This is a genomic window from Herbiconiux sp. (genome assembly GCF_004297105.1).
Classification (GTDB): domain Bacteria; phylum Actinomycetota; class Actinomycetes; order Actinomycetales; family Microbacteriaceae; genus Herbiconiux.
The window spans coordinates 84789-101476 of sequence record NZ_SCVE01000007.1 but is presented as its reverse complement, the minus strand read 5'-3'; the positions used below and the strand labels follow the sequence as shown (position 1 = coordinate 101476).

Below are 16688 nucleotides of genomic sequence, written 5' to 3'. Positions count from 1 at the left end.
GGATCAAGATTAGTGCCCGGCCGATTCGCAGCAGGTCGCTGGATGGCGACCTGCTGCGAATTCGGATCAGCGGGTGCGCTCACGCTCCATGTCGCCCACGATCGCGGCGATCGCGGCGGTCGACGGGCGGGAGTCGGAGCCCTGCTCGCGAGCGACCTCCGCCGCCTCATCCGCGCCCAGGTGGTCGTCGGCGCTCATGGTCGACTCGTCGAAGGGGCGCTCACCCGACAGCACGGCCTCGAGCTGGGGCCGATCGAGCTGCTTCGTCCAGGTGCCGATGAGCAGGGTCGCCACGGCGTTGCCGGTGAAGTTCGTGAGCGCGCGGGCCTCCGACATGAACCGGTCGATGCCCACGATCACACCCACGCCGTCGACCAGGTCGGGACGGTGCGCCTGCAGGCCTCCGGCGAGGGTCGCGATGCCCGCTCCCGTGACGCCCGCGGCCCCCTTCGAGGCGATCATCATGAACACCAGCAGGGAGATCTGCTCGCCGAGGGCGAGCGGCGTGCCCATCGCACTGGCGATGAACAACGACGCCATCGTGAGGTAGATCGCCGTGCCGTCGAGGTTGAACGAGTACCCGGTGGGGATCGTGATGCCCGCGACGGGCTTCGAGACCCCGGCGTGCTCCATCTTCGCGATGAGCCTCGGCAGCACGACCTCGCTCGACGACGTCGAGACGATCAGGAGGTACTCCCGGGCCAGGTACTTCATCATGCGGAAGATGTTGACCCGGGCCACGAACCAGAGCAGCGACCCGAGCACCACCACGATGAACAGCGCGCAGGTGATGTAGAACGCCACCATCAGGGTGGCGAGACTCACGATGGCCTGGAACCCGGTGGCGCCCACGACGGCGGCGATCGCCCCGAACGCGCCGATCGGGGCCACCCACATCACCATCGCGAGGATGCGGAACACCAGAGCCTGGATCTGCCGGATCGCGCCGAGGATGGGCGCCCCCTTGGCCCCCATCTTCTGAAGGGCGAATCCCACGAGCAGCGCCACGAACAGCACCTGCAGGATGTTGCCCGCCGTGAGCGACGACAGCAGCGAGGTGGGGATGATTCCGAGCAGGAACTCGGTGGTCGACTTCGCCTCGGTCGGTGCGGCGTCGTAGGTGGACGCGCCGATGTTGAGGCCTTCACCCGGGTGGATGAGGTTGCCCACCACCAGGCCGATGCCGAGCGCGAACGTCGACATGATGATGAAGTAGCCGAGCGCGAGCCCGCCCACCTTGCCGACGGTCGCGGCCTTCGCCACCGAGCCCACGCCGAGCACGATCGTGCAGAAGATGATCGGTGCGATCATCATCTTGATGAGCGACACGAACGCGTCGCCGACCGGCTTGAGTCCCACCGCGAACGACGGTGCGGCGAGGCCGACGATGGCGCCGCCCACGACGGCGACGATCACGGCGATGTACAGGTAGTGGTGCGATTCGATCCGCCGGCGCGGCTTCACGCCTGCGCCTCGGGTACCGGTGTCTGTTCGGAGCGCCATTGCTTCCCTCTTCCTCGAGAACGGTGTGCGGCCGGTCGCTGCAGGAGCACGATGACCGGATGCGTTCCCGACAGACTGCGGCCGTCGCATCCGCTGCCGCTCGTTGCGTTCATACTGTTCGCGCACAACTCGTTCTCGCCGCCGGACAGGACGCCTACAGTGGAGGAACCCAGGCGGCGACGGAGCATCGCGGAACAGGCGGATGACGGATGAGACGGTGGAGCATCGCCACGCGGCTGTTCGCGCTGCAGTTCATCGTGATCCTGGCTCTCACGGCCGGGGCCGTCGCCGTGATCTGGGCGGATGCCCGGGCCGACGTCGATCGCGACGCCGCCGACCGCAGCCTCGCGGTGGCCGAGACCATCGCCCACGATCCGTTCGTGGAGCGGGCCGTGGCGCAGGCCGATCCGACGAGCACCCTCCAGCCCTACGCCGTCGACATCATGGCGGCCACCGGGGTCGACTTCGTCACCATCATGTCGCCCGACCGCATCCGCTACACGCACCGCGATCCCAGTGAGATCGGCAAGCAGTTCATCGGCACGATCGACCGCGCCCTCGCCGGGCAGAGCTTCACGGAGACCTATACCGGTACGCTCGGGCCCTCCGTTCGCGCGGTCGTGCCGATCCGGGCCGTCGACTCCGATGGGTCCGGCCCCGTGATCGCGCTCGTCTCCGTGGGCATCACCGTGTCGAACACCCAGATCGCCCTCGGCGAGCGCATCACCACCGTGCTCATCGCGGCCGCCCTCGCCCTGCTCGTGGGAGGCGCCGCATCCTGGGCGCTCAGCCGGTACCTGCGCCGGGTCACGGCCGGGCGCGGGGCCGAGGAGATGAGCCGGATGTTCGCCTACTACGAGGGCGTACTGCACTCCATCGGCGAGGGCCTCGTGCTGCAGGACACCGCGCGCAACGTGGTGCTCTACAACGACCGCGCGGCCGAGTTGCTCGGCATCCCGCCGATCCGGGCCGATCGCCGGGCAGACCCGGCGGCCGTGCCCCTGGGCAAGCTCCCGCTCGCCGACGAGGTGGCGGCCGTGCTCGCCCGGCACGACGTGGCGGTCGACGAGATCGTCATCACGCCCACGCATGTGCTCGTGGTCGACCGCGATCGGATCGTGGCCCGCGGCGGCTTCGTGGGCACCGTCACCACCCTGCGCGACCACACCCGGCTCCAGGAGCTCACCGGCGAGCTCGCCACGATGACCACCCTGTCGGATGCACTGCGCTCGCAGGCCCACGAGTTCGCCAACCGGCTGCACACGATCATCGCGCTCATCGAGCTCGATCGCGCCCCGGAGGCCGCCGAACTCGCGGTCTCCGAGCTCGAGCTCAGCCAGCGGCTGGCCGACCGCATCCTCACCGCCGTCGAGGAGCCGGTGCTGCTCGCGCTGCTGCTCGGCAAGTCGGCGCAGGCCGCGGAGCGGGGGGTGACGCTCGATGTCGTGCTCCCCCAGCGCATCCCGGGCGCGGCGGTGCCCCCGCAGGAGCTCATCACCATCGTGGGCAACCTGATCGACAACGCCCTGGATGCTGTGGCCGGGTCGGCCGGCGCGGTGGTCCGCGTCGAGGTGGAGCCGTTCGAAGCATCCGCAGGCCTCCGGATCTCGGTGGCCGACAGCGGAGCCGGTCCCGATCCCGAGGTCGCCGACCGGCTCTTCGAGCGGGGGGTCAGCACGAAGCGCACGGAAGGGCACGGGATCGGCCTCGCCCTGGTGCGGCAGGCCGTTGCGCGCCAGGGCGGATCGATCTCCGTCGAGGGATCGCGCTTCACCGTGGTGCTGCCGGCCACGGCCGAGAGCACCCGGCTGGCGGAGGCGGACCGGTGACCGGGGCGCACCAGTCGGCAGCTCACGCCGCGAAGGCGCCCGCTCTCCGCGTGCTCGTCGTCGACGACGAACCGATCACCGCGGATGCCCACGCGGCCTATCTCGGCCGGCTCGACGGCTTCGAGGTCGCCGGCATCGCCCATTCGGGCCACGAGGCCATCCGGGCACTGCGCGATTCGGAGGGCGCACCGATCGACCTGATCCTCCTCGACGTGAACCTGCCCGACACCACCGGTATCGAGCTGTGCCGGCACCTCCGGGCGGTCGGGATCGAGACCGACGTGATCGCGGTGACCGCCGTTCGGGATGCCGCGGTGGTGCGCACCGCGGTGTCGCTCGGCATCGTGCAGTACCTGATCAAGCCCTTCGGCTTCGCCACCTTCGCCGAGAAGCTCGAGGCCTACCGCGACTTCCACGACCGGCTGGGCGCGTCGGTCGTCACCGACCAGCAGGAGGTCGACTCCTCCTTCGCGGCCCTCCGCCGCTCGGCGGGTTCACCCCTGCCGAAGGGCCTCACCCCGGAGACGCTGGAGCGGATGCGCGGGGCCCTGCGCGCGGCCGCTCCTCGAGCCGTCTCCGCCGGCGAGATCGGTGCAGAACTCGGTCTCTCCCGGGTGACCGCACGCCGCTACCTCGAGCACCTCACCGATTCAGGTGTCGCCGAACGCGCCCAACGCCATGGCACCCCTGGCCGCCCGGAACTCGAGTACCGCGCGACCCGCCCGTAGCCGCCCACCGACCGGCAACGAACGGTCAGTCGACCCTCGCCCTACCGCTCTCGAACCTGCAAAGTCGAGAACCATGGATCCCACCGCAACAGGCCGCACCCAGACAACCCAGGGTGAGCGCGCCGCCGCGTGAGCGACGGCACGCGAACATGTCGCGGAGCGCCGGGTAGGGACCGGCGCGACCCGCAGACGGCTGCGCCGCGGAGCGGCACAGCTGCCTGCGGCAACTACTCGGTGATGTCGATCTCGAGCATCGCGTCGGCCTCGATCTCGGCGCGGAGCTTCGTGAGCAGGCCATCCGGAACCGGGGAGTCGACGGTGAGCACGCTGAGCGCCTTGCCGCCCGCTTCGTGCCGGGCGATCTGCATGCCGGCGATGTTGACCTCGGCCTCGCCGAACTCCTTGCCGTAGATCGCCACGATGCCGGGGCGGTCGGTGTAGATCATCACGATGAGGTGCTTCGCGAACGGCACCTCGACGTCGTAGCCGTTGATCTCGACGATCTTCTCGATCTGCTTCGTGCCCATGAGGGTTCCGGAGACCGAGATCTGCGAGCCGTCGCTCAGAGCACCGGTGAGGGTGATGACGTTGCGGTACTCCTCCGACGCGGGGTCGGTGATGAGGCGCACGGCCACGCCACGCTGCTCGGCGAGGAGCGGCGCGTTCACGTAGGAGACCGTCTCGCTCACGACGTTGGTGAAGATGCCCTTGAGCGCGGCGAGCTTCAGCACGCTCACGTCGAAGTCGGCGAGCTCGCCCTTCACCACGACGTCGACGCTCGTGAGCGGGCTCTCGGCGAGACCGGCGAACACCTGCCCGAGCTTCTCGATGAGCGGGATGCCGGGGCGCACGTACTGGTCGATGACCCCGCCGGCCACGTTGACGGCATCCGGAACCAGCTCGCCCGAGAGGGCGAGGCGCACCGACTTCGCGACCGAGACGCCCGCCTTCTCCTGGGCTTCGTCGGTGGAGGCGCCGAGGTGGGGGGTGACGACGACGTTCGGCAGAGCGAGCAGCGCCGAGTCCTTCGGCGGCTCGCTCACGAACACGTCGAGGCCGGCGCCGGCGATCACGCCGCCGGTGAGCGCACGGTAGAGAGCATCCTCGTCGATGAGGCCGCCGCGGGCGACGTTCACCACGTACGCCGTGGGCTTCATCTTCGCGAGCTGCTCGTCGCCGATCATGCCCGTGGTCTCGGGCGTCTTCGGCATGTGGATGGTGATGAAGTCGCTCTGCTCGAGCAGTTCATCCAGGCTCACCAGCGTGACGCCGAGCTGCTGGGCGCGGGCGCTCGTGACATAGGGGTCGTAGGCGATCACGTTCACGCCGAAGGCCTGCAGGCGGGCCGTGATCAGCGCGCCGATGCGGCCGAGGCCGATGATGCCCACCGCCTTCTCGTAGAGCTCGACGCCCGTGTAGGCGGAGCGCTTCCACTGCCCCTGCGCCAGCGCGGCGTGCGCGGCGGGGATGTGCCGGGCGAGGCTCAGGATGTGGCCCACGGTGAGCTCCGCGGCCGAGATGATGTTCGAGGTGGGCGCGTTCACCACCATCACGCCGGCGGCGGTGGCCGCCTTGATGTCGACGTTGTCGAGTCCGACACCCGCGCGGGCGACGACCTTCAGCTTGGGCGCTGCGGCGATGGCCTCGGCGTCGACCTTCGTCGCCGACCGCACGAGCACGGCATCGGCGTCGGCCAACGCGGCGAGCAGGGCGGCTCGATCGGTGCCATCGACGTTCTTGACGTCGAAGTCGGGGCCCAGGGCGTCGACAGTGGCGGGGGACAGTTCTTCGGCGATCAGCACGACCGGCTTCGACACGGATCGGGTCCTTTGGTTCTGTGGCGGGGAACTTCTCAACTGTAGTGCAGGCACAATGGACGGATGTCCTCCGTGACGCTCGACGTCGTCCTCACCGTTCTGCGCATCCTGATCGCGCTCGTGTTCATCGGCATGGGCGCGAACCACTTCGTGCCGAGGTCGGCGCGCACCATGGCGGCGATGATCCCGCCCCGGATGCGCACCGGCATCCTCAGTGCGGGCGGCCGGGTGACCCCGCTCACGCTCGTGTACCTCACCGGGGTGTGCGAGATCGCGGGCGGCCTCGGCCTGCTCTTCCCGCCCACGCGGCTCGCGGCCGGTATCGCACTGGTGGTGTTCCTGGCCTGCGTCTTCCCGGCGAACGCCTATGCGGCCACTCGACGCGACACGTTCGGCGCGCTGGCCATCCCGTTCTGGCCGCGGCTCATCGGGCAGATCGTGCTCGCGGCACTCGTGCTGCTGGTGGCGCTGCCGCTCTAGCCCGGCCCACCGGGGCTCAGCCGCTAGACCGCAGCCAGGCTGAGCGACAGCACCGAGACCACCGCGAAGCCCACCACGAACACCACGATCCGCTCCCCGTTGCGGAGCGTGCGGCCCACGAGGAGCGCCGCGGCGTAGACCACGATGGGCACCACGAGGTAGCTGATCACCAGGGTCCAGATGACGGCGTCGCCGCTGCTGCCCACGCTGTTGAGCAAGGCCAGCACCCCGATGAGATTGGCGATGCCGCCCCACAGGTGATACGCGTACAGGAAGGCGAACACGACCGCGACGGTCCAGCCCGCGCCTCCGAAGGTGCGGAATCCGCGCTTCTGCGGCAGCGCTTCGGCGCTCATCTACTTGCCCCCGATCAGGAACGGCCAGGGCACGAGAACGAGCACGCCGATCACGAGCCAGAGGAAGCGGTAGCGAAGGCCACGGCGCTGGGTGAGGAGGAGCGTGGCCACGAACCACAGCGGTGACGCCGCCACGGCGAGAGTGCGGGAGATGAGTTCGGTGAACACGCCGAGGCTCAACTCCGAGGCCACCTCGTAGCGGGTGAAGCTGATCACCCAGCCGATCGTGTAGAGCAGGTAGATGCCGCCCAGGATGCCGAGGCCGATGAGGGCGACGGAACTCAGCTGGGCGGATGCCGCCTCGGCGTCGGCCAACTCCTGCTCCACGGCGCGGTCTTCCGCGTCTTCGGCCTCGTCGAGCACGGACTTGGCGCCAGCCGCCGCGGGAGCCTCATCCGGAGCCGTACTTCCGCCACTCGTCTCGGGCACCCCGACGGGCGAGAGCGTGGGATCGTCATCGCCCGCCCACCCGAGGGCCTCGTCGTCATCCCGCCGGTCGCTCATGCCCTCACCTTATCGCGCTGCCTACGACCGTCCTCGCCGCGGACAACGACAAACCTCCCGCCTACCGGGCCCGGAGAGGGCCGCGGTCGGCGGGAGGTTTGGAGAACTCAGCGGCGACTAGCGCGCAGCGCTGCCGTCCGTGTAGTCCGCATCCTGCTGCTTCCACGCGAAGAGGGCGCGGAGTTCCTTGCCCGTGGCCTCGATGGGGTGCGCGGCACCCTTCTCGCGGAGGGCGAGGAACTCGGGGGCTCCGGCGTCCTGGTCGTCGATGAAGCGCTTCGCGAAGGCGCCCGACTGGATGTCGGCGAGAACGGCCTGCATGTTCTCCTTCACGTGCGGGTCGATGACGCGCGGGCCGGAGACGTAGTCGCCGTACTCGGCCGTGTCGGAGACCGACCAGCGCTGCTTGGCGATGCCACCTTCCCACATGAGGTCGACGATGAGCTTCAGCTCGTGCAGAACCTCGAAGTAGGCGATCTGCGGCTGGTAGCCGGCCTCGGTGAGGGTCTCGAAGCCGTACTGCACGAGCTGCGAGACACCACCGCAGAGAACGGCCTGCTCACCGAAGAGGTCAGTCTCGGTCTCCTCGGTGAAGGTGGTCTTGATACCGCCGGCACGGAGGCCGCCGATGCCCTTGGCGTAGCTCCAGGCGAGGTCCCACGCCGAACCGGTGGCGTCTTTCTCGACGGCCACGATGACGGGAACGCCACGGCCGGCCTCGTACTCGCGGCGCACGGTGTGACCCGGGCCCTTCGGCGCGACCATGATGACGTCGACACCCTCGGGCGCCTCGATGTAGCCGAAGCGGATGTTGAAGCCGTGGCCGAAGACGAGCGTCTTGCCGTCGGCGAGGTTCGGCTGGATGTCGGCGGCGTAGATACCGCGCTGGTGCTGGTCGGGGGCGAGGATGACGATGACGTCGGCCCAGGCGGTGGCCTCGGCGACGGAGAGCACCGTGAAACCGGCCTCCTCGGCCTTGGCGGTCGACTTCGAGCCCTCCTTGAGCGCGACGACGACCTCGACGCCGGAGTCGCGGAGGTTCAGCGCGTGGGCGTGGCCCTGCGAGCCGTAGCCGATCACGGCCACCTTCTTGGCCTGGATCAAGGACAGATCGGCGTCCTGGTCGTAGAAGATCTCGGTCACTTGTGTTTTCTCCTTGTTTGAGGGGACTTGCTGAGTTCTGGAGCGGTCAGTTCTTCGGCGGTCAGTTCTTGAAGACGCGCTCGGTGATGCTCTTACCGCCGCGGCCGATGGCGAGCAGACCCGACTGGGCGATCTCCTTGATGCCGTAGGGCTCGATCACCTTGATGAACGCCTGCGTCTTGCCGGAGTCGCCCGTGACCTCGATCACGAGCGCATCCGTCGACACGTCGACCACGCGGGCGCGGAAGAGGTTCACGGCTTCGAGCACCTGCGAGCGGGTGGTGTTGTCGACGCGCACCTTGATGAGCAGGTGCTCGCGCTGCACCGACTGTGCAGGGTCGAGCTCGACGATCTTGATCACGTTGATGAGCTTGTTGAGCTGCTTCGTGACCTGCTCGAGCGGCAGCTCGTCGACGTCGACCACGACCGTGATGCGGGAGAGACCCGGGATCTCGGAGTGGCCGACGGCGAGCGACTCGATGTTGAAGCCACGGCGGGCGAAGAGGCCGGCGACTCGGGTCAGGAGGCCCGGCTTGTCTTCCACGAGGAGACTGAGAACGTGCGTGCTCATGGGTTTACTCCTCTTCCCACTCGGGTGCGTGTGTCTTGGCGTACTGGATCTCGCTGTTCGAGGTGCCCTGCGCCACCATCGGCCACACCATCGCGTCGGCCGACACGATGAAGTCGATGACCACGGGGCGGTCGTTCGTCTCGAGTGCGAGCGTGATCGCCGCATCCACGTCTTCGGGCTTCGTGACGCGGATGCCCAGCGCACCGTAGGCGTCGGCCATCTTCACGAAGTCGGGCACCATCTGCGTCTCGTGACCGGTGTTGAGATCGGTGAACGAGTGGCGGCCGTCGTAGAACAGCGTCTGCCACTGGCGCACCATGCCGAGCGACGAGTTGTTGATGATCGCGACCTTGATCGGGATCTTGTTGATCGTGCAGGTGGCGAGCTCCTGATTGGTCATCTGGAAGCATCCGTCACCATCGATCGCCCACACCACGCGGTCGGGCTCGGCCACCTTGGCGCCCATGGCCGCGGGAACCGCGTAGCCCATGGTGCCGGCTCCGCCGGAGTTGAGCCAGGCGTTGGGGCGCTCGTACTTGATGAACTGGGCCGCCCACATCTGGTGCTGACCGACACCCGCGGCATAGACGCCCTCGGGGCCGGTGAGCTCGCCGATGCGCTTGATCACGTACTGCGGCGCCATCAGGCCGTCGGTGGGCTCGGTGTAGCCGAGGGGGAACTCCGCCTTGAGGCCGTCGAGGTAGGTCCACCAGTCGGTGAGGTCGAGCTTCTCGTCGCCCGCGATGTCGCCGAAGGCGATGATGAGGTCGGAGATGACCTCCTTCGCATCACCCACGATCGGCACGTCGGCCACGCGGATCTTCGAGATCTCGGCGGGGTCGATGTCGACGTGCACCACCTTCGCGTTCGGCGCGAAGTCGGCTGCGCGGCCGGTGACCCGGTCGTCGAAGCGCGCGCCGAGCGACACGATGAGGTCGCTCTCCTGCAGCGCGAGCACCGCGGGCACCGTACCGTGCATGCCGGGCATGCCGAGGTTCAGGTGGTGCGAGTCGGGGAAGGCGCCGCGCGCCATGAGGGTGGTGACCACGGGCACGCCGGTGAGCTCGGCCAGCTCGGCGAGCTCGGCCGAGGCCTTGGAGCGGATGACGCCGCCACCGACGTAGAACACGGGTTTCTTCGCCTCGGCGAGCAACTGCGCCGCGGCCTGGATCTGCTTGCCGTGTGCCTTCATGATCGGGCGGTAGCCGGGCAGGTCGATCTTCGGCGGCCAGGAGAACTCCATCGAGTTCTGCTGGGCGTCTTTCGTGATGTCGACGAGAACGGGGCCGGGCCGGCCGGTCGTGGCGATCTGGTAGGCGGCGGCGATCGTGGCGGGCACGTCGGCGGCGTCTTTCACCAGGAAGGAGTGCTTCGTGATCGGCATCGTGATGCCCACGATGTCGGCCTCCTGGAACGCATCGGTGCCCATCAGGTGCGAGAACACCTGACCGGTGATGGCGAGCATCGGCACCGAGTCCATGTAGGCGTCGGCGATCGCGGTGACGAGGTTGGTGGCGCCCGGACCGCTGGTGGCGATGGCGACGCCCACCTTGTTGCTGGCGGCGGCATAGCCCTCGGCGGCATGGCCCGCACCCTGCTCGTGGCGAACGAGGATGTGGCGGATCTTGTCCTGCGTCATCAGCTCGTCGTAGAACGGGATGATGGCACCGCCCGGGAGTCCGAAGACATCTTTGATGCCGAGGAGTTCGAGGGTGCGCAGAACCGCGCCCGATCCGGTGAGGATCTCGGGCTCAGCGGATGGGGGTGTCGTCGGTTTCTTGGTTGGCACGGGGAAAGCGTCCGTGGACATGTGTTTTCCTCAAATGGAGCACGTTTGGGTTGATGGATGCGAGGTACTAGCCCGTGATCGCGCCGACAGCGGCGGAGTGCACGAGCTTGGAGTACTTCGCGAGAACGCCACGGGTATAGCGCGGAGGAAGAGGAGCCCAGCCGTCTCGGCGAGCTGCTAGCTCAGCGGGTTCGACAAGTAGGTCGAGCGAGCGAGCTGCGATATCGACCCGTATTAGATCACCATCGCGCACGAAGGCGATCGGACCTGCGTCGACCGCTTCGGGTGCTATGTGGCCGATGCACAGGCCGGTTGTGCCGCCTGAGAATCTGCCGTCGGTCAATAGTAGTACATCCTTGCCGAGGCCTGCGCCCTTGATGGCCGCGGTGATGGCGAGCATCTCGCGCATGCCGGGGCCGCCCTTCGGGCCCTCGTAACGGATGACCACGACGTCGCCGGCGTTGATGCGACCCTCGGTGAGCGCATCCATCGCGGCACGCTCGCGCTCGAACACCCGCGCGGGGCCCTCGAACACGTCGGCGTCGAAGCCGGCCGACTTCACCACGGCACCCTCGGGAGCCATGGTGCCGGTGAGCACCGTGAGCCCGCCCGACTTGTGGATGGGGTTGGAGAGGGGGCGCAGCACCTCGCCGTCGAGCGGCGCGATGTCCATCTCGGCGAGGTTCTCCTCGATGGTCTTGCCGGTGACCGTCATGGCGTCGCCGTGCAGCAGGCCTTCGTCGAGCAGCGCCTTCATCACGGCGGGCACTCCCCCGTGCCGGTCGACGTCGTTCATCACGAAGCGGCCGAAGGGCTTGAGGTCGCCGATGTGCGGCACCTTGTCGCCGATCTTGTTGAAGTCGGCGAGGGTGAGCTCGACCTCCGCCTCGGCTGCGATGGCGAGGAGGTGGAGCACGAGGTTGGTGCTGCCGCCGAAGGCCATGCCCACGGCGATGGCGTTCTCGAGCGACTTCTTGGTGATGATGTCGCGTGCGGTGAGGCCCTGACGCAGCATGTTGACGACGGCTTCGCCGGATCGGTGCGCGAAGTAGTCGCGGCGGCGGTCGGCCGCGGCCGGCGAGGCCGAGCCCGGCAGGCTCATGCCCATGGCCTCGGCGGCGCTCGCCATGGTGTTGGCGGTGTACATGCCACCGCACGAGCCCTCACCGGGTGCGAAGGCGCACTCGATGCGGTGCGCGTCTTCCATGGACATGCGGCCGGCGCGCACGGCGCCGACGGCCTCGAAGGAGTCGATGATCGTGATGTCTTTCTCCGTGCCGTCGGAGAGCTTCACCCAGCCGGGTGCGATCGATCCGGCGTAGAGGAACACCGAGGCGAGGTCGAGCCGGGCCGCCGCCATCAGCATGCCGGGCAGCGACTTGTCGCAGCCGGCCAGCAGCACCGAGCCGTCGAGCCGCTCGGCCATCATGACGGTCTCGACCGAGTCGGCGATGACCTCGCGCGACACGAGCGAGAAATGCATGCCCTCGTGCCCCATCGAGATGCCGTCGGAGACAGAGATGGTGCCGAACTGCAGCGGGTAACCGCCACCAGCATGCACTCCTTCTTTCGAGGCGCGCGCGAGGCGCTCGAGCGAGAGGTTGCACGGCGTGATCTCGTTCCACGACGAGGCGATGCCGATCTGCGGCTTCTCCCAGTCGCCGTCGCCCATGCCCACGCCGCGGAGCATTCCGCGCGAGGTGAGGGCTTCGATCCCGTCGGTAACGGTGCGCGAACGCGGCTTGATGTCTATTTCCGGCATGTTACGAGTTTAGAACCGAGAGAGGGGTGCTGATGCACGTCTGTGAGCCTGTGCACAACTCCGGCACCATCCACGGGTTGTGGAGCGTTCAGGCCGACGTGCCTGCCCTCAGGTTCGCCAGCGTCTGCAGAACGGATGCGACCTCCCGCGGCCCGTCGACCCGGTGCGCCGCCACCGTGGCACCTGGCCCGGCCTTGAGACCGAAGTCGTCGGCGCCCAGTGCCGCGAATCCGTCTTCGTCGGTGACGTCGTCGCCGGCGAAGAGCACTCCGGTGGCTCCGGTGAATTCGCGCAGCACGCGCACGGCGTCGCCCTTCGTGGTGCCGCGCACCGAGAACTCCAGCACGTTCTTGCCGAGCCGCACGGTGAGGCCGGATGCGGCGGTGGCGGCATCCGTGCGCGCCCGCTCCTGGGCGGCGGCACGGTCGGACTCGCTCGCCCGGCGCGTGTGCAGCGCGTAACCGGCAGGCTTGTGCTCGACCCAGACCCCGTCGTAGTCGTCGGCGACGGCGTCGAGGGCGGCGTGCAGGCGCGCGAGACCGCTCTTCTCCTCATCCGACAAAGCGAGGCGCACAGGCGCATCCAGCCGCTCCTCCACACCATGGGAGCCGATGAGGAGAGCCTCGTCGGGCAGCTCGCTGACGTGGAGCAGCGACTCCATCGCGCGGCCGGAGACGAGTGCGACGCGGGTGTGCGGCAGAGCCATCAGCTCCAGCACGGCAGCACGCGCCTCGGGCAGAGCCCGCGCGTCATCGGGCGTGTCGACCTCGGGTGAGAGGGTGCCGTCGAAGTCCAGGGCCACGAGGAGCTCAGGAGTACCGGCGAGGCGCTCGAGCTGTGCGAGAAGCTCGGAATCGACGTCGAGTGCGTTCGTGTGCTCGCTCATCGAGCCTCCTCGACCGCGCGCTCCTCGGCGCGCGCCTCGGAACGAGTGGGCGTGCGCACCGTCGACTTCGGCAGCGCGAGATCGTCGCTCGAGCTCGTGAGCGCCGAGAGGAACGACGACGACCAGCGCGCCACGTCGTACTCCTGCACGCGTTTGCGCATGGCCCGCATGCGGCGGGCACGCTCACTCGCGGGCATGTCGATCGCCTGGAGCACGGCCTCCTTGAGGCCCTCGATGTCGTGGGGATTCACCCGGAGCGCGGTGCGCAGTTCGTCGGACGCGCCGGCGAACTCGCTCAGCACGAGCACACCGCCGTTGTCGAAACGCGAGGCCACGTACTCCTTGGCCACGAGGTTCATGCCATCGCGCAGTGCGGTGACGAGCATCACGTCGGCGGCCAGGTAGAGCGCCACCATCTCCTCGCGCGGATAGCCGTGGTGCAGGTAGCTGATGGCGGTGTGGCTGATGGTGCCGTAGTCGCCGTTGATGCGGCCGACGGTGAGCTCGATCTCGTCGCGGAGCTGCTGATAGGCGGTGACCCGCTCGCGGCTCGGGCTGGCCACCTGAACGAGCGTGACGTCTTCGACGTCGACCGTGCCGTCGGCCAGCAATTCGCCGAAGGCCTTCAGCCGGTGGCCGATGCCTTTCGTGTAGTCGAGCCGGTCGACGCCGAGCATCACGACCTTCGGGTTGCCGAGACCCTCCCGGATCTCCCGAGCCCGCGCCTGGATGTCGGGGCGTCGGGCGAGTTGTTCGTAGCTCGCCGCGTCGATCGAGATGGGGAAGGAGCGAGCGACCACGGCGCGCATCGGCCGGCCGTCGCGGCCGGTGGTGATGCGGCGGGACGAACCCGACACCTCGGCTTCGTCTTCGATGGGCACGTCGATGACGGTGCCCTTCGTCTGGTAGCCGAGGAGCCGGCGAACCGCGCGGGAGAAGTTGCCCGCATCCGCTGTTCTCTGGAAGCCGATGACGTCGGCGCCGAGCAGCCCCTCGATGATCTGGGTGCGCCAGGGCAGCTGCGAGTAGATGCCGTATGCCGGAAACGGAATGTGATTGAAGAAGCCGATGGTGAGGTCGGGGCGCAGCTCACGGAGCATCTTCGGCACGAGCTGCAGCTGGTAGTCCTGCACCCACACCGTGGCGCCCTCGGACGCCAGCTCGGCGGCCCTGTCGGCGAATCGCTGGTTCACGACGACGTAGCTCTCCCACCACTCGCGGTGGTATGCGGGCGGCGCGATGACGTCGTGGTACAGAGGCCAGAGGGTGTCGTTCGAGAAGCCCTCGTAGTACTTCTCCACCTCGTCGGCCGTGAGGTGAACGGGGATGAGGTGCACACCGTCGTGCTCGAAGGGCTCGGTGTGGTCGTCGGCGGAACCGGTCCAGCCGATCCACGCGCCATCGGCCTCGCGCATCACGGGCTCGAGCGCGGTGACGAGGCCACCGGGCGAGGTGCGGAACGACGGGTTTCCGTCGTCATCCGTGATGCGGTCGACGGGGAGGCGGTTCGACACGACCACGAAGTCGAACTCGCCGGGGAACGGCGCGGAGCTGTCTGAAGAAGGCATGCACCACCATTCTACCAGGGGCATACTGGCAACGGCCGGGGTAGCGTGGTCTCAACGAGAAGAGCGGGGTAGCAGTGCGCAAGTACATCCTGAACACGAGCATCATCAGTTCGATCATCGGCGCGGTCGGAGTCGTGCAGACCACGCGTAAGGGTCCGCGCGACTGGCGGCTCATCCTCATGTGGATCAGCTGGGGCATCACCGTGGCGCTCGCGGTCGGCAGCGTCATGCAGCAGGACGAGGATGCCCGCGAGCTCGAGGACTCCTGATGTTCTACGGCGGCGGCGCACTCTCCCTCGTCCTCGGCGTTCTCGGCAGCATCCTCTCGGTGGCGGCGGCGGTCGTGGGCTTCGTGGTGCTGGCTGCGCTGGTCGTGCTCCTGGTGCGGTTCCTCTGGTTCGGCACCCGCGCCGCGCAGCTCTATCTCCTGAAGAACGGCGACTCGGCGACGTTCACCTGGCCCGTGCCGCCCGTCGGAGGCCCGGCGGACGCCCCCGACGCCCCGCCGACCGCAGACGGCGAACCCCGCGCTCCCCGCAAGCCGAAAGCCCCGCCCGCCGCCTGAGCACTACCGGTCGCGAGTCATGTCGATCGGCCCGGTGAACATGCTCGCCCGCCCCTCGGCGTCGCGATCACCGTGGAAGAGGCCGCCGGCATCCGGATGCGCCTCCGGCTCCTCGCCGGAGACGGGCGGCGCGATGTCGGGCTCCTCGTCGATCATCCGCACCCGGGTGCGCGGAATCGACTGAGGACTCGCGCGGTACAGCCACGCGACCATCTCCTCGCGGATGAAGCAGCGCAGGTCGAACAGGGTCGGGGCGTCGACCGCCGTCACCAGGATGCGCACGCGCACGAAGCCGCCCACCGCATCCGTCACCTGCAGCACGGAGACGCGCTGGTCCCACAGGTCGGTGCGGGCGAGGATGTGCTCGAGTTCGGCTCGCATCTCCCCCGGCGTCACCCGCCAGTCGAGATCGAACTCGACGGATCCGAGCAGCTCGGAGTTGCGCCGGGTCCAGTTCTGGAAGGGCTTCGAGGTGAAGTAGGTGCTCGGCAGCACCATGCGCCGATCATCCCAGATGTGCACCACCACGTAGGTGAGGGTGATCTCCTCGATGCGGCCCCACTCGTTCTCGACGATCACCACGTCGTCGACGCGAACGGCGTCGCTGAACGCGATCTGCATGCCCGCGAAGACATTGGCGAGCGTCGACTGGGCGGCGAGGCCCGCGATGATCGACACCACCCCGGCGGAGGCGAGAACACTCGTGCCGACGGCCTGAGCCCCGGGGAAGGTGAGCAGGATGGCACCGATCGCGAGCACGATGACCACCGCCATCGCGAGCCGGCGCAGGATGAGTACCTGGGTGCGCATCCGCCGGGCGATGCGGTTGTTCGGGCGATCGATCGTGTAGCGGGCCAGCGCGACGTCCTCGAAGAAGAGCGCCAGGGCGCAGACGAGCCAGGCGCCCGCGGCGATGGTGAGGATCAGGAACGTCTGGTCGATGCCCGCGGTCCAGTCTCCTGCAGGGGCGCTCACAGTGAAAGCGACCCAGAGCAGCACCACCACGAGGAACACGCGGAACGGCACCCGGGCTCGCTTCACGAGCGCACCGGGCCAGCGCCGTCTCCGACCCACCAGGCGGATGATCAGGGCCAGCACTGCGGTCACCACGAGGGCGACGACCAGGGCGACGACAGCAGCGATCGCGAGCGCGATCCAGGTTCTCTCGATGGGCATGACATCCCTTC

The 16688-nt window shown here is 68.4% G+C and carries 16 protein-coding genes; 5 read left to right on the top strand and 11 right to left on the bottom strand.

What is annotated here, in order from left to right; translation table 11 throughout:
* Positions 1-66: 66 nt before the first annotated feature.
* Positions 67-1503: a cation:dicarboxylase symporter family transporter gene (locus EPO52_RS03630; protein WP_290802081.1), complete on the bottom strand. Its 1437-nt coding sequence runs from the start codon at positions 1501-1503 to the stop codon at positions 67-69.
* A 209-nt stretch (positions 1504-1712) separates the two neighbouring features.
* Between EPO52_RS03630 and EPO52_RS03625 the strand changes: the two genes are divergently transcribed.
* Together EPO52_RS03625 and EPO52_RS03620 are read left to right on the top strand one after the other, a co-directional pair.
* Positions 1713-3332 (top strand): sensor histidine kinase, encoded by a 1620-nt coding sequence (locus EPO52_RS03625; protein WP_290802078.1) that lies wholly within the window; start codon positions 1713-1715, stop codon positions 3330-3332.
* Positions 3329-4060 carry a response regulator gene (locus EPO52_RS03620; protein WP_290802074.1) on the top strand — a complete coding sequence of 244 codons (732 nt, stop codon included), beginning with the start codon at positions 3329-3331 and terminating at the stop codon, positions 4058-4060. Before EPO52_RS03625 ends, EPO52_RS03620 begins: the two co-directional genes overlap by 4 nt.
* 227 nt (positions 4061-4287) lie before the next feature.
* On the opposite strand, the gene serA is transcribed toward EPO52_RS03620, so the two are convergent.
* Positions 4288-5877 carry a phosphoglycerate dehydrogenase gene (gene serA / locus EPO52_RS03615; RefSeq protein ID WP_290802072.1) on the bottom strand — a complete coding sequence of 530 codons (1590 nt, stop codon included), beginning with the start codon at positions 5875-5877 and terminating at the stop codon, positions 4288-4290.
* A gap of 63 nt (positions 5878-5940) precedes the next feature.
* Here serA and EPO52_RS03610 point away from each other — a divergent pair, with 63 nt between their 5' ends.
* Positions 5941-6357 (top strand): DoxX family membrane protein, encoded by a 417-nt coding sequence (locus tag EPO52_RS03610; RefSeq protein ID WP_290802069.1) that lies wholly within the window; start codon positions 5941-5943, stop codon positions 6355-6357.
* A gap of 23 nt (positions 6358-6380) precedes the next feature.
* On the opposite strand, the gene EPO52_RS03605 is transcribed toward EPO52_RS03610, so the two are convergent.
* The 8 genes from EPO52_RS03605 to otsA all read right to left on the bottom strand — a co-directional run bounded on the left by EPO52_RS03605 (position 6381) and on the right by otsA (position 14936).
* Positions 6381-6713: a hypothetical protein gene (locus tag EPO52_RS03605; RefSeq protein WP_290802066.1), complete on the bottom strand. Its 333-nt coding sequence runs from the start codon at positions 6711-6713 to the stop codon at positions 6381-6383.
* Complete coding sequence (locus EPO52_RS03600; RefSeq protein ID WP_290802063.1) at positions 6714-7217, bottom strand: DNA polymerase III subunit gamma/tau; 504 nt, start codon at positions 7215-7217, stop codon at positions 6714-6716.
* A gap of 117 nt (positions 7218-7334) precedes the next feature.
* Entirely contained in the window at positions 7335-8360 is a 1026-nt protein-coding gene (ilvC, locus tag EPO52_RS03595) for a ketol-acid reductoisomerase (protein WP_290802060.1), read from the bottom strand.
* Between the two features lie 61 nt (positions 8361-8421).
* A complete protein-coding gene (ilvN, locus tag EPO52_RS03590; protein WP_290802057.1) occupies positions 8422-8931 on the bottom strand; it encodes an acetolactate synthase small subunit in 510 nt (169 codons plus the stop codon).
* A 4-nt stretch (positions 8932-8935) separates the two neighbouring features.
* Positions 8936-10741, bottom strand: coding sequence for an acetolactate synthase large subunit (locus EPO52_RS03585; protein WP_290802055.1), 1806 nt, complete (start codon positions 10739-10741; stop codon positions 8936-8938).
* Between the two features lie 46 nt (positions 10742-10787).
* Entirely contained in the window at positions 10788-12482 is a 1695-nt protein-coding gene (gene ilvD / locus EPO52_RS03580; protein ID WP_290802052.1) for a dihydroxy-acid dehydratase, read from the bottom strand.
* An 88-nt stretch (positions 12483-12570) separates the two neighbouring features.
* Positions 12571-13368 carry a trehalose-phosphatase gene (gene otsB, locus EPO52_RS03575; RefSeq protein WP_290802049.1) on the bottom strand — a complete coding sequence of 266 codons (798 nt, stop codon included), beginning with the start codon at positions 13366-13368 and terminating at the stop codon, positions 12571-12573.
* The gene (gene otsA / locus EPO52_RS03570; protein ID WP_290802047.1) at positions 13365-14936 is read right to left on the bottom strand and encodes an alpha,alpha-trehalose-phosphate synthase (UDP-forming); all 1572 of its coding nucleotides are present in this window, start codon (positions 14934-14936) and stop codon (positions 13365-13367) included. The genes otsB and otsA overlap by 4 nt, the downstream gene beginning before the upstream one ends.
* Before the next feature lie 74 nt (positions 14937-15010).
* Between otsA and EPO52_RS03565 the strand changes: the two genes are divergently transcribed.
* Complete coding sequence (locus tag EPO52_RS03565) at positions 15011-15205, top strand: hypothetical protein (protein WP_290802043.1); 195 nt, start codon at positions 15011-15013, stop codon at positions 15203-15205.
* Positions 15205-15501, top strand: a complete 297-nt coding sequence (locus EPO52_RS03560; RefSeq protein WP_290802040.1) for a hypothetical protein — start codon at positions 15205-15207, stop codon at positions 15499-15501. The genes EPO52_RS03565 and EPO52_RS03560 overlap by 1 nt, the downstream gene beginning before the upstream one ends.
* Positions 15502-15504: 3 nt before the next feature.
* Here the strand turns inward: EPO52_RS03560 and EPO52_RS03555 are convergent, their stop codons facing one another.
* The gene (locus EPO52_RS03555) at positions 15505-16677 is read right to left on the bottom strand and encodes a mechanosensitive ion channel family protein (protein WP_290802038.1); all 1173 of its coding nucleotides are present in this window, start codon (positions 16675-16677) and stop codon (positions 15505-15507) included.
* Positions 16678-16688 lie beyond the last annotated feature (11 nt).